The organism is Bombella dulcis, assembly GCF_026385505.1.
Lineage (GTDB): Bacteria > Pseudomonadota > Alphaproteobacteria > Acetobacterales > Acetobacteraceae > Bombella > Bombella dulcis.
On record NZ_JANIDV010000001.1, the window covers coordinates 1 to 17,317 of the forward strand.

Annotated in this window: 26 protein-coding genes; 16 read left to right on the top strand and 10 right to left on the bottom strand. The window is 54.0% G+C overall.

Annotation, left to right across the window (positions count from 1 at the left end):
- Window positions 1-160 precede the first annotated feature (160 nt).
- The 10 genes from NQF87_RS00005 to NQF87_RS08800 form a co-directional block, all read right to left on the bottom strand.
- On the bottom strand, window positions 161-679 hold the full coding sequence (locus tag NQF87_RS00005; RefSeq protein WP_266126392.1) for a hypothetical protein: 519 nt from the start codon (window positions 677-679) through the stop codon (window positions 161-163).
- 137 nt (window positions 680-816) lie between these two features.
- Window positions 817-1,206 (bottom strand): hypothetical protein, encoded by a 390-nt coding sequence (locus NQF87_RS00010; protein ID WP_266126393.1) that lies wholly within the window; start codon window positions 1,204-1,206, stop codon window positions 817-819.
- Between the two features lie 143 nt (window positions 1,207-1,349).
- Complete coding sequence (locus tag NQF87_RS00015; protein ID WP_266126394.1) at window positions 1,350-1,997, bottom strand: hypothetical protein; 648 nt, start codon at window positions 1,995-1,997, stop codon at window positions 1,350-1,352.
- Window positions 1,990-2,799: a helix-turn-helix domain-containing protein gene (locus NQF87_RS00020; RefSeq protein WP_266126395.1), complete on the bottom strand. Its 810-nt coding sequence runs from the start codon at window positions 2,797-2,799 to the stop codon at window positions 1,990-1,992. Before NQF87_RS00020 ends, NQF87_RS00015 begins: the two co-directional genes overlap by 8 nt.
- Window positions 2,796-3,149 (bottom strand): VRR-NUC domain-containing protein, encoded by a 354-nt coding sequence (locus NQF87_RS00025; protein WP_266126396.1) that lies wholly within the window; start codon window positions 3,147-3,149, stop codon window positions 2,796-2,798. The genes NQF87_RS00020 and NQF87_RS00025 overlap by 4 nt, the downstream gene beginning before the upstream one ends.
- A complete protein-coding gene (locus NQF87_RS00030) occupies window positions 3,146-3,379 on the bottom strand; it encodes a hypothetical protein (RefSeq protein ID WP_266126397.1) in 234 nt (77 codons plus the stop codon). Before NQF87_RS00030 ends, NQF87_RS00025 begins: the two co-directional genes overlap by 4 nt.
- Window positions 3,376-3,633: a DUF2312 domain-containing protein gene (locus NQF87_RS00035; RefSeq protein WP_266126398.1), complete on the bottom strand. Its 258-nt coding sequence runs from the start codon at window positions 3,631-3,633 to the stop codon at window positions 3,376-3,378. The genes NQF87_RS00030 and NQF87_RS00035 overlap by 4 nt, the downstream gene beginning before the upstream one ends.
- An 11-nt stretch (window positions 3,634-3,644) precedes the next feature.
- A complete protein-coding gene (gene ssb, locus NQF87_RS00040; RefSeq protein WP_266126399.1) occupies window positions 3,645-4,103 on the bottom strand; it encodes a single-stranded DNA-binding protein in 459 nt (152 codons plus the stop codon).
- Window positions 4,100-4,777 (bottom strand): phage regulatory protein/antirepressor Ant, encoded by a 678-nt coding sequence (locus NQF87_RS00045; RefSeq protein WP_266126400.1) that lies wholly within the window; start codon window positions 4,775-4,777, stop codon window positions 4,100-4,102. The genes ssb and NQF87_RS00045 overlap by 4 nt, the downstream gene beginning before the upstream one ends.
- Window positions 4,774-4,974 carry a helix-turn-helix domain-containing protein gene (locus NQF87_RS08800; protein ID WP_407651970.1) on the bottom strand — a complete coding sequence of 67 codons (201 nt, stop codon included), beginning with the start codon at window positions 4,972-4,974 and terminating at the stop codon, window positions 4,774-4,776. The genes NQF87_RS00045 and NQF87_RS08800 overlap by 4 nt, the downstream gene beginning before the upstream one ends.
- 83 nt (window positions 4,975-5,057) lie before the next feature.
- On the opposite strand from NQF87_RS08800, the gene NQF87_RS00050 reads away from it, so the two are divergent.
- From NQF87_RS00050 to NQF87_RS00120, 16 genes are all read left to right on the top strand, one after another.
- Window positions 5,058-5,759 (top strand): S24 family peptidase, encoded by a 702-nt coding sequence (locus tag NQF87_RS00050; RefSeq protein WP_266126401.1) that lies wholly within the window; start codon window positions 5,058-5,060, stop codon window positions 5,757-5,759.
- A gap of 42 nt (window positions 5,760-5,801) precedes the next feature.
- The gene (locus NQF87_RS00055; protein ID WP_266126402.1) at window positions 5,802-6,740 is read left to right on the top strand and encodes a hypothetical protein; all 939 of its coding nucleotides are present in this window, start codon (window positions 5,802-5,804) and stop codon (window positions 6,738-6,740) included.
- A gap of 10 nt (window positions 6,741-6,750) precedes the next feature.
- Window positions 6,751-7,323, top strand: a complete 573-nt coding sequence (locus NQF87_RS00060) for a hypothetical protein (protein WP_266126403.1) — start codon at window positions 6,751-6,753, stop codon at window positions 7,321-7,323.
- A gap of 162 nt (window positions 7,324-7,485) precedes the next feature.
- The gene (locus NQF87_RS00065) at window positions 7,486-7,746 is read left to right on the top strand and encodes a hypothetical protein (protein WP_266126404.1); all 261 of its coding nucleotides are present in this window, start codon (window positions 7,486-7,488) and stop codon (window positions 7,744-7,746) included.
- Complete coding sequence (locus tag NQF87_RS00070) at window positions 7,743-8,066, top strand: hypothetical protein (RefSeq protein WP_266126405.1); 324 nt, start codon at window positions 7,743-7,745, stop codon at window positions 8,064-8,066. The genes NQF87_RS00065 and NQF87_RS00070 overlap by 4 nt, the downstream gene beginning before the upstream one ends.
- 41 nt (window positions 8,067-8,107) lie before the next feature.
- Window positions 8,108-8,341, top strand: a complete 234-nt coding sequence (locus tag NQF87_RS00075; protein WP_266126406.1) for a hypothetical protein — start codon at window positions 8,108-8,110, stop codon at window positions 8,339-8,341.
- A 124-nt stretch (window positions 8,342-8,465) separates the two neighbouring features.
- Complete coding sequence (locus NQF87_RS00080) at window positions 8,466-9,485, top strand: hypothetical protein (RefSeq protein WP_266126407.1); 1,020 nt, start codon at window positions 8,466-8,468, stop codon at window positions 9,483-9,485.
- The gene (locus tag NQF87_RS00085) at window positions 9,485-10,378 is read left to right on the top strand and encodes a PD-(D/E)XK nuclease-like domain-containing protein (protein ID WP_266127004.1); all 894 of its coding nucleotides are present in this window, start codon (window positions 9,485-9,487) and stop codon (window positions 10,376-10,378) included. Before NQF87_RS00080 ends, NQF87_RS00085 begins: the two co-directional genes overlap by 1 nt.
- Window positions 10,375-11,460 (top strand): AAA family ATPase, encoded by a 1,086-nt coding sequence (locus tag NQF87_RS00090; RefSeq protein WP_266126408.1) that lies wholly within the window; start codon window positions 10,375-10,377, stop codon window positions 11,458-11,460. The genes NQF87_RS00085 and NQF87_RS00090 overlap by 4 nt, the downstream gene beginning before the upstream one ends.
- A complete protein-coding gene (locus NQF87_RS00095; protein ID WP_266126409.1) occupies window positions 11,451-11,636 on the top strand; it encodes a hypothetical protein in 186 nt (61 codons plus the stop codon). The genes NQF87_RS00090 and NQF87_RS00095 overlap by 10 nt, the downstream gene beginning before the upstream one ends.
- Before the next feature lie 172 nt (window positions 11,637-11,808).
- A complete protein-coding gene (locus NQF87_RS00100; RefSeq protein ID WP_266127005.1) occupies window positions 11,809-12,201 on the top strand; it encodes a MucR family transcriptional regulator in 393 nt (130 codons plus the stop codon).
- Between the two features lie 183 nt (window positions 12,202-12,384).
- A complete protein-coding gene (locus NQF87_RS08805; RefSeq protein WP_407651971.1) occupies window positions 12,385-12,570 on the top strand; it encodes a helix-turn-helix transcriptional regulator in 186 nt (61 codons plus the stop codon).
- Window positions 12,571-12,995: 425 nt separating this feature from the next.
- The gene (locus NQF87_RS00105; protein ID WP_266126410.1) at window positions 12,996-13,511 is read left to right on the top strand and encodes a hypothetical protein; all 516 of its coding nucleotides are present in this window, start codon (window positions 12,996-12,998) and stop codon (window positions 13,509-13,511) included.
- A gap of 78 nt (window positions 13,512-13,589) precedes the next feature.
- Window positions 13,590-14,813, top strand: a complete 1,224-nt coding sequence (locus NQF87_RS00110; RefSeq protein ID WP_266126411.1) for an aspartate-alanine antiporter-like transporter — start codon at window positions 13,590-13,592, stop codon at window positions 14,811-14,813.
- Window positions 14,814-14,828: 15 nt separating this feature from the next.
- Window positions 14,829-15,965, top strand: a complete 1,137-nt coding sequence (locus tag NQF87_RS00115; protein ID WP_266126412.1) for an asparaginase — start codon at window positions 14,829-14,831, stop codon at window positions 15,963-15,965.
- 38 nt (window positions 15,966-16,003) lie between these two features.
- Window positions 16,004-17,236 carry an SMP-30/gluconolactonase/LRE family protein gene (locus NQF87_RS00120; protein WP_266126413.1) on the top strand — a complete coding sequence of 411 codons (1,233 nt, stop codon included), beginning with the start codon at window positions 16,004-16,006 and terminating at the stop codon, window positions 17,234-17,236.
- Window positions 17,237-17,317 lie beyond the last annotated feature (81 nt).

Genomic DNA, 17,317 nt, shown 5'->3' on the forward strand with positions numbered 1-17,317 from the left:
TGAAAACATGGAAGGAGCAGCTATGGCAGATAAATAGAAAACCCCCGCACGAGGTTCAAAGTCGGCGGGGGCTAATTGTGCGCCCTACAAGACAAGCACGGAAAGGATAGGCGCACAAATTCCAAAGCTAGCGATTTGATAGGGTTTTTTTTCGGTCTCGTCAACAGCTTTCTACAATGACGGCTCGTGGCGATCTTGGCCAAGGGTGCCCGTCTGCCGTTTTGTTGGCTGTTTTCCGCCGTTCTTTGCGATAATCAGACAGCCAAATTACTAGACGATCCAAGAGGTCGAGGCACAACCGACGCCCGTGTTCATATTTCTGGGTATTTTTGAGTTCTGGACGGTACGCCGCCCCGATCTCTTGAAACGATTTCTGCTCGACCAGAAACGAATACGCCAGCCCCCAATAGCCCCATCCATGCTGGTCATAGAATGTCCTGAGTATTGCATGCGTGTCGGCTCGCGAAAGCCGCCATGTCAGTTCATCGCCGGATGCTTCTTCCTGCCCGGCGCTGTTGTATCGTGAGGGGACGGCATCCAGAACTGGATCACGCACCCCGTGTCTTGCCCAGATTTCCCTTGTCCAGAACCACTCTGCTGCCTCGCACTGCTCTGATGTGGCGTTCAGGGATTCCAGATGCCGGTCTAATTTTGTTCGTTTTTCTGTTGTTTCGCCCATTGCGCTGCCCGTCCTGCCGTGATAATTAGTTCACACCCCAACAAACAAGAACAGCAGTCACGACCGCCCGGGATCGTCCCCCGGGCGGTTTTTTTTGGCCTGCCCAGCTCTATCATTCCCGAATGTGGTTTCAGGCATCATGCGGACATCCCATACCCTTTGAACGGTGGGAATTCCCGTGTTTTTCTGGTTTTTGACTGCCCGTTATTCTTGGTTTGACGGGCTGCTTTGTTTTTCTCGACGCATCCCTTGCAACGCCATTGCAGGCCGCAGGTTTTGCTCCTGTCTCGACTGAATCGGGAAACAGGTAATGTCTGTAGGCACTGTCCGCAGATTTTCTGCCCGTTCACCACGGATGTTGTTGAAATTTTTGGTATTTGTCTTGCCGCTTTTTCGGCATAAATCTTCTTTCGTTCGGCCCGGTAGCATTGCAAGCATGTGTGGCGATATCCGCCTTTGCTTCGGCTGTCCTTGCAGAATTCGGTAAGGGATTTCTCAGCCCCGCATTTCCGGCATGTTCTGTTCATGCATACCTCCTGTCGTGGCCTTCAAAATAAAATACCTTCACAGAAGCTCTCTGAGCCACGCCTGTGTCGTGCCCGGTGTCATCCTATCGTAGAATGATTTGCACCGCACTCAGCGACGTCCTGTGAGGCTGATAGAGGCATATTCATCCCACCATCGCCTCTCGTTTGGTTTTTATCTCGTCATTGACGCCCTTCCTGGCCGACCTGAGAGTTTCCTCCTGGTCACGGGTGAGCTGCGGCGGTTCGGTCGGTTCGTGCTCTAGCGGCGGAGCATAACCCAGCGTGAACCGTTTCCCGGCATCGTGGGTCACGATCAGGCGAACCTTGGTGACCTTGGCCCGATATTCTTCCGCCAGCTCGTTGGCCAGCTCCAGAAAATCAGCCGGAGTTGGCATCCACTTGAACCGGGCGAAGCAGGCTTTGGCGAACTTGTCCCCGAACGCACAGCGTGGTGCGTCTTCGAGTGTCATCTGGGCCGCCGCAACCCTCAATTCCAGCGTTTCACGGTCCAGAGGCTTGATGGCGATTGCGTTCAGCGAGTGATGCAATGTCACAAGAAATTCCCGCAATTCAGCCGGCTCTGCGGGGGACAGGAACTTTGCCTCAATCGCCTCTGCGGCCTTCCTCGCCTCCGCCACAACGGCACGGGGCAGGTAGGGGAGATGGCTGGCATCGGGGGCGTCCGTCTGCTGCTCGATCGCCTTGAGCAGGCCGGGGCTGAACTCGATCTTTCCCCCCCGGATCATGGTGGGGAACCGCGATTCTCCGGTGACTGTGAGCTGGTTATCCATTGGCCAAACCCTTCAGGAAATCCATGGACGCCCGGCGGTTTTCCTCCTCTCGGCTCATCCGGCTGGGGAACGGGGTGACGTTGTGGGGCAGTGGGCCGTTACGGTCGTTTTTTGGCGGAAAAATTCCCTGCCACCCGTTGACCGTGGACTGGTCGAGAACCTCCCCTGGGTCGTGTCCCTGCTGCCGGAATTCGTCCAATTTTTTCACGATCAGCTGCGCCGCCCGGTCGGTGAACGGCCTTTTCGATTTCCGGCGCATCTCCACGAACCCATCCCACGCCTCGACTGGCATCCAGTCGGGCAGATCGATTTTCGGTTGTGACGATTTCGGTTTCGAGGCGGTCGATTCCTTCGGATGGGGGGTAGGGGGGATAGAGTGATGGTTATTGGTGGTTATTGGTGGTTCTGGTACTGCGGAACGAGGTTCCGTTTTGATGGAAGGAGGTTCCGCCAAGACGGAACGAGGTTCCGTTTTTGATGAAGTGGAACGAGGTTCCGTTTTTTGGGAATTACGTTCCGTTTTTACGGAACGAGGTTCCGTTTCCTCGGAATTGGCGGTCATAGAGAGACGCACGTCATTGAGCCGCATCCAGCTTTCCTTCACGAGGAAACCGGCATTCAGCATTGCCTTCTTTGCAGTGCGAATTGCTTTATCGCTAAGGCCAGTGACCTCTTCCAGATAGCTCATGGAGGGGAAGGCCAGACCATCGCTGTCAGCACAATCGGCCAGCACCAGAAGAACCAGCTTCTGGGTTGGGCTGACACGCTGTTTTTTTGCCCAGTTGATAGCTTCAATGCTCATGCGACCGAGCCTTTCATCTTCACGCCATTCTCTGTCAGGAACGCCACAACGTCCTCTAGAGACCGGCACACACTCACAGCCCCGCCACACTGGCGGATCCTTTCATGCAGGGCCGCCTGCGCTTCATTGAGGCGACCTGATTTTGTTTTGAGTTCCACGCAGAGCAGGCGGCCATCGTGCAGGAAATGAAGGTCTGGTACGCCGGGAATACACCCTCGGTTTTTTCGCCGTCTGCCTTCACGTTTCCCATTCCTCCGGTTCTCGACGGACCATGACAGGCACCCCTCAGGGAGCAGGTGCTGGAGCTGCCTCCAGATGGAGGCGTGGAGGATATCCTCGCAGTGTCTCACCTGACGAACCTTCCCTTATCATCACGCTTCCGGCACGCTAGGGCGTCATCCCGCTGGGCACGCAGGCGGCAGTTCTGGGCGATCAGGGCGTCCCTGTCCTCTGCCAGTTTCCGGATGTATGCCATCTCGGTGAGCAGCCGTTCTCTCGCACTGCTGAGGGCCAGTTTCAGGGCGCGGTTTTCAGCCCTGATCATGGTACAGCAGTTCACAATAAAATCCAGAATACTCATATTCCCAGTGCCCTCCGGTACGTGTCGACAAGCATTTCCTGTTCATCGACGTCAGCAGGGTTCTGCTTGCGGAGCTTGAGAATCTGCTTGATCGCCTTCACGTCAAAACCAGCTGACTTGGCCTCCGTGAACACGTCCCGGATGTCGGAACCAAGTGCCTTGCGTTCATCTTCCAGACGCTCGACACGCTCGACGATGGAGCGAAGGCGGTCAGCGGCAATTCCGCCCACATTGTTGGCTGTTTTGTTGGTCATCTTATTCTCCATCAGAATAGGTTTTCGTCATCGCCATATCCGGCGAAGTCGCTCATTGAGGTGCTGCTCTGGTACTGCTGGCTGTTGTTGGATTGTGCGGGCTGGGGCTGACGGGTTTGGCCCTGACTGTCGAGCAGTATGAGACTGCCCCGGAAGCGGTCGATCACGACCTCAGTCGTATATTTTTCCACGCCCTGCTGGTCTTTCCATTTGCGGGTGCGGAGTTCGCCCTCGATGTAGACCTTGCGGCCCTTGCGGAGGTAACGCTGCGCCACATCACCAACACGCTCATCAAAAATGGAGACACGGTGCCACGTTGTGCGTTCCCGCCGCTCACCTGTGTTGCGGTCCTGCCATGTGTCGCTGGCGCCGATGGCTAGATTGACAATCTTGCTGCCGGACTGTGTGTTCCTGACTTCTGGGTCACGCCCCAGATTGCCGACAAGGATCACCTTGTTGACGCCGCTCATGCCGGAATTCCTTCCTTGGCAACGGTCTCAGCCATTCGGGTCAGCCCTTTGCGGGTCAGAACCATCACATCAGATAGGCGGTCTTCACCGGTGTGCGGGTCCGTGTAGCAGCGGGTCACGAAACGAACGTATCCGTTGGAGAGCCCGTAATGGGCGGCTTTCAGCTTGGAGCGGCTACCTTCACGGCAGGCCCAGCGGCGTTCAATCAGGAGACGGGCTAGACGTGTCTGTCCGATGCCCAGCTCACGCCCAGCATCCCGCACGCCCAAATCGTCCTGTGATTGGCTAATAGCGTCCAGAGCGGCAGCCTTTGGCTCTAGCAATTCCACACGTTCCGCCTTTTCGGCGGCTAGGCGTAGGGCTTCGGATAGAGTGGTGGGGACACGAGGTTGAGCCTGCTGTTCCAGTTCGAGCCAGCGGTCGATGATCTTCAGTCGCAGGTCAGGCCGGTACCCGGCAACTAGGTTGATTGTCAGGTTCTTGGGGAGCCGATATTCTTTTTGATCCCGTCCGTAGCTGTCATGATAGATGTGCTCAAAGTTGAGCACATCTTTCCCGATGACATTCAGCATCTTTTCGATGTCACGAACGACGTTGCGGTGGGCTTTCCCCATCAGCTCCGCAATCTCACGGCTGGACATTGTGAGGCTGGTTGTGGCGATGGATACGCTCATGATGCGCTCCTCTGGGTGGGGGTAGATGACAGGGCATTTTGAATTTTCCCTACAGTTCTCAGGGTCGGCGCGGTTTTCCCTGACCGCCATCTGTCCAAAACAGACCGTGCAACGCCTGCTTTTCTTGCCAGCTCATTCAGGGAAAGGTTTTTCTCCTGAGCGAGGGCTGCAATCTGGGAATAAGTAATAAGTTTCATAAGAGTTAATTAAGCTTTTATGCTTATAATGTAAATGCTTTTTTGCTTGTATCTTTTTTGCATACATCGGAGCAAAAAAGCTTATGACTGATTTATCGACACGCATTCGTCAGAAGGCATGGATTGATCATATTGCCCAGCTTTCCGGACATAGTTACTCCCGCATAGCCAAAGAGTGTAAGCTTGCTCAAACTACGGTCAGTCGTTTCATGGACGATGCCCAGAGCAGCAATGCGTTATCCGCCCGCACTGAAGAAAAGATAAAGGCCAGATATGCTTCTTTGCTGGCTGGTAACGAAAATAAGCCATCCACCACAGACATGGCGCATCCAAAGCAGAGTCATCTGGACGGCACCTATGGCATGGTGCAGATCCCTGAGTTTGACGTGCAAGCTGAGGCCGGCGCGGGACTAGAGGTTCCTGACCTGCAAGACGCGTCCAAGATATGGACAATCCCCAGAAGTGCCCTGGCTGGGGTACGGGCCACCTCGCTCAACAATCTGGCCATCGTCACGGTGGCAGGTGAGTCCATGGTCCCGGATTATCTTCCGGGGGAGAAAGTCCTTGTGGATGTGGGGGACCGGACCGTTTCGCATGATGGGGCCTACATCATCCACAATCGCTACGGTCTGGTGGTGAAGATGGTCCAGATCATCCCCGGTTCATCCCCTGAGCAGGATGTTCTCCGCATCATCAGCAAGAACCCGGATTATGCTCCGTATGACCAACCTGTGATGGATGTGATGATACAGGGACGCGTGGTCGGGAAGTGGGTGTGGAAGTAGTTTGTTGATAAACCTTTTTAGAAGTATAGGGAGATTATAAAAATGGCAGATAGGTTTCAGCGTAATTTTTGGTTCTATAAGGCAAGCTATTGTGTTTTAGGGAAGCCTTCGGAAAATCTTTCTTTGAAGGATGCAATTAATGAAATTTATAATTTGAGAGAATTGGGGAACACATGTGAATGTGATTTTTCACCTTCAAAAACTTCTCACGATTATAGGTATAGTGGCTGCATAAGTGATATATATAGAGAGGATAAGCTTGCAATAATTCTTCTTGGTGCAATTGATAGGGAACATGATCAAGCCGTTGGAGATGAAAGAAATTTTAATTTTAGGAATGCAGCAATGCATGACAATGAACATACAGCTGAAGCTATACATATTCTCATAGATTTCTCTGAAAAAGTAAGTGGATATACTGTTATCGTGGAAAAAGGTAATGTTATATCTCCACATTTAGCATTTAAATTTTTAAATAACATTCTAAAAAAATATGTTCAATTTACAGATGGAAACGATAATATTGTGCAAGGTAGGTTGTCAGCATCAAAATCTGTTGATTCTTCTCTTAAGGAAGAACTTAATGGAGCTGAAATAACATATTTTGATTTTAAGAGAAAGCCAATTAACGACGAACTCCATGATGAAGATATAGCTGCACCTAAAGAGTCGAAATTGATTTTCAAAGTTAAGGAGAAGAATTCATTTTCATGGGTGAATAAACTTTTAGCATCAAAAACTGCTAAAAAATACGAAGATTACACTTTAAAGTATCGCGATAATTCTGGGAATAGCCATACAGCATCTTCACGTATTGCTGATATACAGGATATTCTATCCGATTTAGTTCATAGGCGTGTAATAATACAATTTGATGATATTCTTCCTCCGGTGTGCCATGAAGTTCATGAAAAGATACGTGACAAAATGATAGAAGTAGATCATACATATCTAAATGAGATCATATCTTCTCAGTACTAGGATGTATAAGATGTTTGCGTTTCTCATTCTGCCAGTGAGGAGATATTTTCGTATAAGAAATAAACAAAAAAATCGTATTGATAAGTGGTCTGTATTTTTTGGTTTTGTAATATCTTTTTCTGCATTTTCTCCTAATTTCCAAATTTCTGGGGAAAATGGTCTAACATCTGAGATGGGGGCATTTTTGGCTGCTTTGGCTGGTTTTTTTATTACTGCCTTGGCAGCTATCGCAACATTCCCGGGAACAAAAGATTATTCTTTAGAAATGCCGTTAAGAGGAGAGGGTGTTTTTCTAGGAGAAGATTGTCTTTCGAGAAGACAGTTTTATTGTATTTTGTTCGGTTATCTGTCGGAAATTTCTATAATTTTGGTTTTATTATGTAGTTTTTTACCCTTATTTATAAAAATAATTCCTTCTTCATTTTTAATTCCTTGTTTTGTCTTTATAGGAAGGTTTTTGTTTTTGTGTATGGTTCTTCCATTTTTCTGCCATATGCTGGCAACATTTATGCTGGGCTTAGTTTTTTTGTCAGTTCGTATGCATGAAAACAGTCATGATTATAAGATAACGAGGAAAAAATAGATTGCTTAATTTATTTCAACCGCCCTTCGGGGCGTTTTTTTTGTGTCTGTTGGCAGGATGTCTCATAAAAGAATAAAGCATAAAAGCTTTTAATCGGCATTGACATTATAAGCATAAAAGCTTACCTATGACCTCACACCACACGAACACGGAGGTGACGAGGTGGAAAACAGCAGGAATGAAGCCCTGTCTCGAATCAAGGCGGTCCATGCCGACCTGGAAATGATTTCGGAGGCAAGCGGCCTGACAATAGATGAGCGAAACGAACTCATAACAGCGAAAGTTGCTATCGATACCCTGATTGACAGCCTGTCATATCCACAGGAGATGCGTGGTCCGATTACTGAATCATCTTTCCCTGCCATTGGCCACTTCAGGAATGAAGACCTTGATGCCCTGACGATCAGGGGAGAGACCAAATGAACGCCATTGAGTCCCAAATTTCTCGTACCAAACGCCCCTCAGATAGCGGCCTTCTGGAGCGTGTCGAGAATGGCCGTAATCCTTCAAAGCGTGCCGTTCTTGCGCTGATCAGCCGTACAGCTGACGTTCTGGACAAGAATGACTGGCTGAATGAGTGCCTGGAAGATGAAACGTACGTGGCGTTCGATGCGCTCGATAAGCTGAGAGGCAAGTTAAGCGATTGTATCGACGAAGACGATACGGGCGTAACGGAAGTTAAGCGGCATGAAGACGCTATAAAGCAACGTCACGATTATAACCGGAAGAGTGAAGCGGCGTAACCGCTAGTTAGAACTACCAAATAAACTGAGGATTTTTTGAGATGCTGAAAAACGCAGTCAGGAAAAGTGCGTCCTTTTTATGCCCGGGAACTCTGGAGCGGTCGGAATATCAGATTATGACCAGGCGTCACATTGGATCGCTGAAGGAAGATATCAAGAGCCTGCTTCAGGAGTCAGATAGTGCATCCCAGAACGGACAACACCTTTATGCAAGCGGCCTTGAGCATGATGCAACCGTGATGATGCGTAAGCTCATTGAGATGGGGGCGTTCTGATGGAAAAGGTGTTTTTCATCATACTTATTTGTGCCCTTGGGGCTCAGGGAATTGTCGCCTGCCACGAAGATGCGGAAAAACCCGTTCATACGCCCGCATGCTCCAGTGAAAAGGGAGGAGCAAGATGAGCGAGAAAAAATACGAACTGACGGAAGAGACAATAAGTTTCCAAGGGCGCACTCTGCACCGTATTCGGGCACTCGTCGACATAGAGTCTGCCGGGGTTTCACCGGGCGATTTAGGTGGATACGTAGAAACAGAATTTAACCTTGATCAATCGGGTAATGCGTGGATCTTCGGGAATGCCAGCGTGTTCGATAATGCCAAGGTGTTCGATAATGCCAAGGTGTTCGATAATGCCAAGGTGTTCGATAATGCCTTTGTGTTCGGGAATGCCAAGGTGTTCGATAATGCCCAGGTGTTCGGGAATGCCAAAGTCTCCCGGGAGGCCAAGGTGTACGGGTATGCCGAGGTGTACGGTGATGCCCTGGTGTCCGGGCGTGCCGAGGTGTACGGGGATGCCAGGGTGTTCGGGGATGCCGGGGTGTCCTGGGATGCCAAGGTGTTCGATAATGCCGAGGTGTACGATAATGCCTTTGTGCTCGGTGATGCCAAGGTGTTCGATAATGCCCAGGTGTTCGGGAATGCCAAAGTCTCCCGGGAGGCCAAGGTGTACGGGTATGCCGAGGTGTACGGTGATGCCCTGGTGTTCGGTGATGCCGAGGTGTACGGGGATGCCAGGGTGTTCGGGGATGCCAAAGTCTCCCGGGAGGCCAAGGTGTACGGGTATGCCGAGGTGTACGGTGATGCCCTGGTGTTCGGTGATGCCGAGGTGTACGGGGATGCCAGGGTGTTCGGGGATGCCAAGGTGTTCGGGAATGCCAAGGTGTCCTGTGATGCCCGCATTTCTGGGAAAACGGATTATTTTTTCGTTGGCCCTGTTGGATCAGAATGCGGCGTTCTTACAATATTCCGCACAGAGAACGGGGTTTCTGTGAACAGGGGGTGTTTTTCTGGAACCCTATCAGAGTTTGAAGATGCTGTTCGGAGAAAACACGGAAGTAATAGATACGGTGACGAATACCGCCTTTTGATCAAGCTTGCCCGCCTGCGGGAAAAAGAATGGCTCAAGGAGGGTGAGTGATGAGTAAGATCGTCGATCCCGGCATCTACAACCTAACGAGCGAGCAATACCATGCGGACCCGTGCCCGGAGGCCAGCTTGTCCAATTCAATCGCCAAGGTTCTACTAGATCAAAGCCCACTCCATGCACGGTTCAGACATCCTCGCCTGAATATTGACAGGCCAGATTTCCAGCCGACGAAGCCAATGCAGAAAGGATCGGCATTGCACAGGCTAATTCTGGGGAAAGGAGCGGATATCGTAGCGATACCTTTTGATAACTACCTTAGCAAAGCAGCTAAAGAAGCTCGGGATGCAGCTCAGGCAGGAGGGAAAATTGTCCTTCTGGAGTATGAGTATGAAGCAGTTCTGGCATGTGCTGAGGCGGCCCGTGATCAGCTGATGCAGAGAGAGGACTGCGCCGCTTTTTTCGAGCCGGGGCAGTCCGAGGCCGTCATAGCGTGGCGGGAGAGGGACATCTGGTGCCGTGGGATGGTGGATTTCCTGCCGGATAATCCCAGATCCCCATTGTTTGACCTGAAAGGCACGACCAAGAGTGCATCGCCCCAGCAATGGAGCCGCTCACTTGCAACGGAATACCGCACGCAGGACCGTTTTTATGCTCGTGGCATGAAGGCAATACGGGGGATTTCTCCAGAGCCAATGCGGTTCATCGTAGTGGAGATGAACGCTCCTTACGCTGTTTCTGTTCTCACCCCCGCTCCAAGTCTCCGTCATGTGGCGGATGAGAATGTCACCCGTGCAATCCGTATCTGGAGCGAGTGCATGAAGAGCGGGAAATGGCCCGGATATCCTCACATGGCCCACGTGGAGGCCCCTGCATGGCTCATTAATGAGCAGGAAGAGCAGGAGATAAGGGATGACATTCTGGCGGAATTTGGAGATGCGGCATGAGCTTTACGATTAAACCGGCCGTTCGGGAAAAGATTGGTCTTCTGTTTGGTATCGCTGGGGCTTCTGGCTCCGGAAAAACGTTCTCTGCTCTGACGCTGGCTGAGGGGATCAAGGGAAAGAATGGGAAGATTGCCGTTATCGATACGGAAGCCGGGCGTGCCCTTCATTACGCACCACGTCCCGGTCAGAAGGCTGACCCCTCCAAAGGTACGTTTGATTTCCTCCATGTTGACTTCCAGCCGCCTTTTGAGCCGATGCGTTATATCGAAGCGATCCGGGCGGCCGAGAAAGCTGGGGCAACGGTTATCGTAATCGACAGCATGAGCCATGAGTGGGACGGGGAAGGCGGATGTTCTGATATGGCGGAGAGGGCGGCCCTGGCGGCGGCCACTGACCGTCAAGGTAATATCCAGCAATGGAAGGTTGAAGCTATGACCGCTCCAAGCTGGAAGAAGCCAAAGCAACAGCACAAGCGTATGATGGCACGCTTGATTCAAACACGCACGCATTTGATTTTCTGCCTAAGGGCACAGGAGAAGATCAAGTTCGAAAAGGTTGAGAACCCAGAAACAGGGCGAACACGCAACGAGATTAGGCAGATGGGATTTCAGCCAATCTGTGAAAAGTCTTTCATGTTCGAGCTGTCTGGTTCCATGACCATGCACCCTGAAACTCCTGGACAGCCCTGCTATGACCTGCCTCACAAGCTAAACCATGAGTTGCAGCAAATATTCCCTGAAGGGAAGCGAATTATCGCAGAACAGGGGGCCCGCCTGAAAAATTGGGCAGAAACCGGAACTGACAGGCCTCCGGAAGATAGGAGCATGGTGGAAGCTCGCGAAATGGTGGAGGCCATCCAGGATGCGGCAACAGTGGAAGCCCTTCAGAAACTCACAAGCGACCAGGGGTTCATGGGCTTAAGGGAGAAGCTTAGGGCAAGCCGCCCTCAACTGTCAGAGCGGGTTGATAGGGCGGTTAGAGACAAGATGGCCTCATTTGAGGCCAACGAGAATGAACTGGGAGGAACAGAAGCCTCAACACACTCTGGCACTGATGATCTGGAGGTCCCATCATGGGTCTGATCATCTCCCTACTTATCGCCGGGTATCTGACCCCCGGCATTCTGTGGCGCATCAGCATGCTGCGTACCAGCAGTGGATACCGTCCTGGCCTGACCAGTGCCGTGGTGTGTGTGACCCTCTGGCCGCTCATCGGGGCCGCTGAACTGAATGAATGGGTGAAGGAGAGAATGGCGTGACTCTTTTAATCATAATAGCTTCTTTCCTCTACCTCTGGTCTGGTTTATTCGCCCGATACAGGGAGACGATCTACCGGCCCCGCTGTCCCCGTGGCATATGGTCAGTAATCAGCACCGTTTTATTCTGGCCGTACAAGATAGCGGTCATGTTCTGGAAGGAGTGGAGGCGGGAATGCCCGATCAAATAACAAAACTGACAGCTCAGATTGTCGAAGCGTATCTTACAAATCATGAGGTGACAGCCGAGGCGGTACCTGGTTTGATCCGTTCTGTTCGTAATGCCCTTGCCGCTGAGGCAAGCCCGGTTAAATCAGAGCAGGAGAAGCCTGTTCCAGCCGTGCACCCTCGCAAGTCCGTATTCCATGACTACATCATCTGCCTAGAAGATGGGAAGAAGCTCAAGACACTGAGGCGGCATCTTATGTCAACTTACGGCATGACTCCACAACAGTATCGGGAGAAGTGGGACCTCCCAAGCACCTATCCGATGGTGGCACCATCCTATTCCGTGCGGCGGTCAGAGATTGCGAAAAATAATGGTTTGGGAAGGAATGTTGATGACTGAACCAGAACTCAAGCCGTTCCCGTTTTGTCCTGATGGGGGGGGACCTGTTGGACGCAAAGAAAGCCGCTACCTGACCAATCTTTATTACGCTGTCTGTAAGGAATGTAACGCCAACGGTCCGTGGAATAGTCGGGCACAAGAGAAGGCCATAGGGGCGTGGAACACCAGAGCGGGGGAGAAGGGATGAGCGGGCAGATTTATATTTCTGTGAAGAAGACCGCTGAGATTGTTGGGGTTAACCAGAGAACGATCTGGAGATGGGTCGGTAGCAACAAGTTCCCAGCTCCTTCAATCCAGACGGGGGGAGCAACACGCTGGTCTGAGCAGGCAGTGAGGGACTGGTGCTCTCGGAACGGAAGGGCCGCCTAGGCGGGATAAAAGTGGGTAAAAGGGTGGGTAACATAATCTTACCCACCCATTAAACTTGTTGCATATAGCCACTTTTATGCGCTGTTTTGTATCCCAGCCTAGGACATTCATAACGGGATCGGAACAGTGAAAACGTGATTGTGACAGGGTGTACCGTGTGAGGCTTCCATGATCATGGACGGTTGGGGAGCGGTGCCGTCCTGTTTTTTCCGGCCGGGGTTCTGCAGGTCATGTTACGTTTTTGTAACATGATGGTGTCCTCCGGGCATCATGGTCAGAATTGTCAGCATTCATCAGGGGAAACGGCCTTTCCTGAGAGGGGGCTGTGCCGGGGGGCATGGCGGGGTTGGTTTTCAGGGGGGATGTGCGGGGCAGCCTGTTTTGGTAGAGTAAGGTCTGGCAATTTTTTCATCCAGGAGGGGGCCATGGCCACAACTGCCAAAATCAGTGTTACTCTTGATCGTTCCAAGATGCTGAATTTCAACTCATCCATGTACGGGCCTGAGTTCCTTGAGCGTATCCTGGAGGCAGTGCAGACTGTTGCTCCTGAATCTTATCAGGTGCAGGCTAATTTCGGGTCCGACATTGCCACGGTGGAGGTCACCACGACCGAGGATGTGGAAGAATTCCCCGATATTTCGCAGGTCTATGCGGCCATCCGGAAGACGTTCGAAGAGTGGAATCACGCCGTCCGTCAGATTGATGAAGAAAAACTGGCTGACCTGCCCTTCGCCAAAAACCAGACGCTGGTGAAGACGGAAGAACATCGTGGTGAAGGTGAGGCATCCGACCGCTTCCTCGTCATTGATGTTCACTATGACGATGAAGGTTTTGTCGTTTACGAGATCGAGAAGCTGGATCATGCCGGCAAGCCTCTCCCTGACACCCGTGAGGCCGTGTCTCTTGAACATCTGGAAGAGATTTTCACGAAAGCGGAATGAGGGTGGAGGGGAGTCATCATGGCGTTCTGATGAAGGTGTGGTGATTCCCCTGACTGTTCTTGGGGAAAAGGTCACGGGATGCTCCAGTTTTTGTCTCACGGTCTGTCGCAGCTTTTCGCACAGGCCCCGGAGCTGGCTTTTTTCCTGTCCGTCGGTCTTGGGTTCTGGGTCGGGCGCATAAAGGTCGGGGCCTTCCAGCTGGGGGGTGTTGCCGGGTCTCTGCTGGTGGCGGTGCTGCTCAGCCAGTTCGGAGGCCATGCAGGGTCAAGCCTCAAGACCGTCCTGTTTGTCCTGTTCATCTATGCCGTGGGCTACCGCAGCGGGCCGGGCTTTTTCCGCTCGCTGGGGCGGCAGTCCCTGCGGGAGATCGTACTGGCCGTCATTATGGCTGCCAGTGCGTTCGTGACGGTTCTCGGGGTGGGGCGGCTGTTCCATCTGGACAAGGGCACGGCTGCCGGTCTGGCGGCAGGTGGACTCACGCAGTCCGCCATCATCGGCACGGCCAGTTCTGCGCTGGAAAAACTGGGCCTGCCGCTGGCCCAGGTGCAGCAGATGCAGGCCCATGTCGCTGTTGGCTATGCCGTGACCTATATTTTCGGCTCCATCGGGACCATCATTTTCTGTGCCACGATCCTGCCGCTCGCCATGCGCCGCACTATGCGGGATGATGCGCTGAAGGCCGGTGTCCTGCCGGAGGCCGTGGAGGGTGAAAACCCGCCCGTCACGCCGGAGGCTCCTCCCCAGCAGGCTGCCGTGCCCGTGGCGACGGACCTCGTCTACAACATGATGGGCGTGGCCCTGGGGCTGGTGTTCGGGCTTGTGGTTGTCCGGCTGGGTGGTGTGCCTGTCACGCTGGGCAGCGGTGGCGGTGCGCTGCTTTCCGGTCTGCTGTTCGGGTGGTGGCATGGGCGGCATCCGGCCTATGGGGCCATACCGTCCTCTGTCTGTTCCCTCTGGGGCAGTTTTGGTCTGGCCGGGTTCGTGGCCGTGACGGGACTGCAGACAGGCGAGCAGGTTGTGGCCATCATTGCCCGGCATGGCATGATGCTGCTTCTGCTCGGCATGGTGGTGACCCTTGTCCCGCTGGTGGTGACGGCCCTTGCGGGCCGTTATCTGCTGGGCTATCGCAATGTCGCCCTTTTTGCGGGGGCACTGGCGGGCACCCGCAGTTCCAACCCGGCTTTTGGTGAGGTTCTGGCCAAGGCGGGCCATAGCAGCCCCACCATTCCCTTTGCCATCACCTATGCTGTGGCTAATGTGCTGCTGACTCTTCTGGGGCCGCTCATTGTGGCTTTCGTATAGAAAAAGGCCTTGTCCATGACCATCCGACACACGCTGAACAGTCTGAAAACCCGTGCCGGGGCACGGCATTACGTGAAGACGGCTCTTTCCGCCCTCAGGGTACTGCCGGTCGGTGCCGGGCTGATGGCAGCCCAGCCAGCCTCTGCTGAGGGCGGGCAGGCCGTGGCGGAGCTGCCCCGTGTCCTCATTCTGGCAACGGGCGGGACGATTGCCGGGAAGGCGGACCCACGTTCTGCCATCGGGTATGATGCCGGGTCGGCCAAGGGGCAGCAGCTGGTGGAGGCCGTGCCCGGTCTGGACAGGCTGGCTCATCTCCAGGTGGAGCAGCTTTCCAACATTCCGTCGCAGGACATGAATCACAAGGTCTGGTTTCGTCTGGTTGACCGGATCAATGCGGCTTTTGCCCGCCACGAGGCGGATGCGGTGGTCATCACGCACGGGACGGACACGATGGAAGAAACGGCCTTCTTTCTCGGTACCGTCCTGCATCATGAACAGCCCGTAATCATGACAGGTTCCATGCGTCCGGGGTCAGCCATCAGTGCGGATGGACCGGCCAATATTTATGAAGCCGTCAAGGTGGCGGCGCATCCGCAGTCCAGAGGGCGGGGGGTGCTGGTGGTGCTGAATGACACTATCCATGCGGCGCACTGGGTCAGTAAGGCGGATACGACGGCATTGCAGACTTTCGTGTCCCGCAATGCGGGGCCGGTGGGGATCGTGGACCCTGCTGCCGTGCGTTTCTATGGTCCGGCCCGTGCCCGTCTGTCCCTTCCACTGGCACCTGATGCGGAGCTTCCGCCCGTGGATGTGATCTATGCCCATGCGGACATGGATGGTCGCCAGATTGACGACGCCATCCGGGCCGGTGTGAAGGGGCTTGTCATTGCAGGGATGGGGGATGGCAATGTGTCCGCCCCGGCCATGCAGGCACTGGATCGGGCTGTGAAGGCCGGGCTGGTGGTCGTGCGGTCCAGCCATGTCGGGGATGGCTTCGTGAACCGCAATGTGGAAGTGGATGATGACGCCCATCACTTTGTGGCGTCCTATGACCTGAACCCGCAGAAGGCCCGTCTGCTGCTCCAGATTCTTCTGGCCGGTGGCGTGCAGGATGTGGCCGCCGTGCAGCAGGCTTTTGCGTTCGGTTACTGAGCGCAGCATCATGGCAGGTTGAGGGAAGGAACGGACTTATGGGCAAAGTGATTTTAGGCACGAGGACGGGGCGTGGCAGCCCGTCTCTGGCCCGTCTTTCCCGGCGTGGTCTGCTGGGTGGCCTGGCCGGGCTGGCCGTCTCGCCCCTGGCGGGGCGGGCAGTTGGGTCCATTGCGTCTTCTCCCAGCGTGATGTCCACGCCGCCCCGTACATGGGGAGGGGATGATACGCCGGTCAATCTGCCAGACCCGGATGTTCTGGCACTGGACCCGTCCTTCGGGCTGGTGAATTACGGGAACTCTCCCCTGCGGAAGCTGTGGCAGGGGACGGGCTGGCTGGAAGGTCCGGCCTGGTGCACGGTCGGGCGGTTCCTGCTGCTGAGCGATACGATCACAAGCCGCCAGTATCGCTATGATCCGGAAGATGGACCGCAGGGACATATGAGCCTCTACCGGCGGGAGAGCTTCAATGCTAATGGCAACACGTTCGATGCAGAAGGGCGGCTGGTCACCTGCGAGCACGGGATGCGCCGGGTGATCCGCTGGGAGCATGATGGCAGCGTGACCGTACTGGCGGACCGGTACCGAGGCAGGACGTTCAATTCTCCCAATGATGTCGTGGTGGCTCCTGATGGCAGCATCTGGTTCACCGATCCCGCTTACGGTGATGGCGTGGCGGAAGGTCATCCTGATGTGGATGGCCCTGCCAATCCACAGCGTCATCTTGACCCGTATCTGGATGCAGAGCTGACGGCCCAGTATGGCGGGCTGCGGCGGCAGGAAGACCATACCTTCCGGGTGGATGGCAGGACCGGGAAGGTCGAGGCCATGCTGTCGCAGCATGATGTGGCCGGGCCAAACGGACTGTGTTTCTCTCCGGACGGGACAAAGCTTTATGTCGTGTCGTCCGCACCGGCTCCCGGCTCACAGCCGCCCCTGCCGGATCATGCCATTCATGTGTTTGACATGAAGCAGGGGCGGCCGATCAATGGCCGTCTTTTCACGGATTTCACATTGGCCGGACGGGCCATGCGCCCTGATGGCATCCGTGCCGATGTGGAAGGCAATCTCTGGTGTGGGGCCTGGGGGCCACTGGGGCTGTGTGGCGTGTTTGTCTATAACCCGCACGGCCAGATGATTGGCCGCATCCGGCTTCCCGTTGGCTGCTCGAACCTCACCTTTGGCGGGCCAAAACGGAACGTTCTCTATATGTGCTGTGGCACGGCCCTCTTCAGCCTCATCACCGCCACGCAGGGCGCAGGCCATAGCTGAGGGTTTGCTCCGGGGTTACCCACAGTTCCGGCGGATGGAATGGTGGAGGAATCGGGGAGCGTGGTGTGAACCGTGGGTATG

Bases quoted from the DNA above. Each gene is read 5' to 3' on its own strand.
- NQF87_RS08805 (WP_407651971.1), top strand. From the start codon at position 12,385: ATGAGCGGGCAGATTTATATTTCTGTGAAGAAGACCGCTGAGATTGTT.
- NQF87_RS00105 (WP_266126410.1), top strand. From the start codon at position 12,996: ATGGCCACAACTGCCAAAATCAGTGTTACTCTTGATCGTTCCAAGATG.
- NQF87_RS00030 (WP_266126397.1), bottom strand. From the start codon at position 3,379: ATGAGTATTCTGGATTTTATTGTGAACTGCTGTACCATGATCAGGGCT.
- NQF87_RS00095 (WP_266126409.1), top strand. From the start codon at position 11,451: ATGGGTCTGATCATCTCCCTACTTATCGCCGGGTATCTGACCCCCGGC.
- NQF87_RS00060 (WP_266126403.1), top strand. From the start codon at position 6,751: ATGTTTGCGTTTCTCATTCTGCCAGTGAGGAGATATTTTCGTATAAGA.
- NQF87_RS08800 (WP_407651970.1), bottom strand. From the start codon at position 4,974: ATGAAACTTATTACTTATTCCCAGATTGCAGCCCTCGCTCAGGAGAAA.
- NQF87_RS00050 (WP_266126401.1), top strand. From the start codon at position 5,058: ATGACTGATTTATCGACACGCATTCGTCAGAAGGCATGGATTGATCAT.
- NQF87_RS00070 (WP_266126405.1), top strand. From the start codon at position 7,743: ATGAACGCCATTGAGTCCCAAATTTCTCGTACCAAACGCCCCTCAGAT.
- NQF87_RS00045 (WP_266126400.1), bottom strand. From the start codon at position 4,777: ATGAGCGTATCCATCGCCACAACCAGCCTCACAATGTCCAGCCGTGAG.
- NQF87_RS00055 (WP_266126402.1), top strand. From the start codon at position 5,802: ATGGCAGATAGGTTTCAGCGTAATTTTTGGTTCTATAAGGCAAGCTAT.
- NQF87_RS00090 (WP_266126408.1), top strand. From the start codon at position 10,375: ATGAGCTTTACGATTAAACCGGCCGTTCGGGAAAAGATTGGTCTTCTG.
- NQF87_RS00015 (WP_266126394.1), bottom strand. From the start codon at position 1,997: ATGGATAACCAGCTCACAGTCACCGGAGAATCGCGGTTCCCCACCATG.
- NQF87_RS00020 (WP_266126395.1), bottom strand. From the start codon at position 2,799: ATGAGCATTGAAGCTATCAACTGGGCAAAAAAACAGCGTGTCAGCCCA.
- NQF87_RS00100 (WP_266127005.1), top strand. From the start codon at position 11,809: ATGCCCGATCAAATAACAAAACTGACAGCTCAGATTGTCGAAGCGTAT.
- NQF87_RS00110 (WP_266126411.1), top strand. From the start codon at position 13,590: ATGCTCCAGTTTTTGTCTCACGGTCTGTCGCAGCTTTTCGCACAGGCC.
- NQF87_RS00075 (WP_266126406.1), top strand. From the start codon at position 8,108: ATGCTGAAAAACGCAGTCAGGAAAAGTGCGTCCTTTTTATGCCCGGGA.
- NQF87_RS00005 (WP_266126392.1), bottom strand. From the start codon at position 679: ATGGGCGAAACAACAGAAAAACGAACAAAATTAGACCGGCATCTGGAA.
- NQF87_RS00085 (WP_266127004.1), top strand. From the start codon at position 9,485: ATGAGTAAGATCGTCGATCCCGGCATCTACAACCTAACGAGCGAGCAA.
- NQF87_RS00010 (WP_266126393.1), bottom strand. From the start codon at position 1,206: ATGAACAGAACATGCCGGAAATGCGGGGCTGAGAAATCCCTTACCGAA.
- NQF87_RS00080 (WP_266126407.1), top strand. From the start codon at position 8,466: ATGAGCGAGAAAAAATACGAACTGACGGAAGAGACAATAAGTTTCCAA.
- NQF87_RS00120 (WP_266126413.1), top strand. From the start codon at position 16,004: ATGGGCAAAGTGATTTTAGGCACGAGGACGGGGCGTGGCAGCCCGTCT.
- ssb (WP_266126399.1), bottom strand. From the start codon at position 4,103: ATGAGCGGCGTCAACAAGGTGATCCTTGTCGGCAATCTGGGGCGTGAC.
- NQF87_RS00035 (WP_266126398.1), bottom strand. From the start codon at position 3,633: ATGACCAACAAAACAGCCAACAATGTGGGCGGAATTGCCGCTGACCGC.
- NQF87_RS00115 (WP_266126412.1), top strand. From the start codon at position 14,829: ATGACCATCCGACACACGCTGAACAGTCTGAAAACCCGTGCCGGGGCA.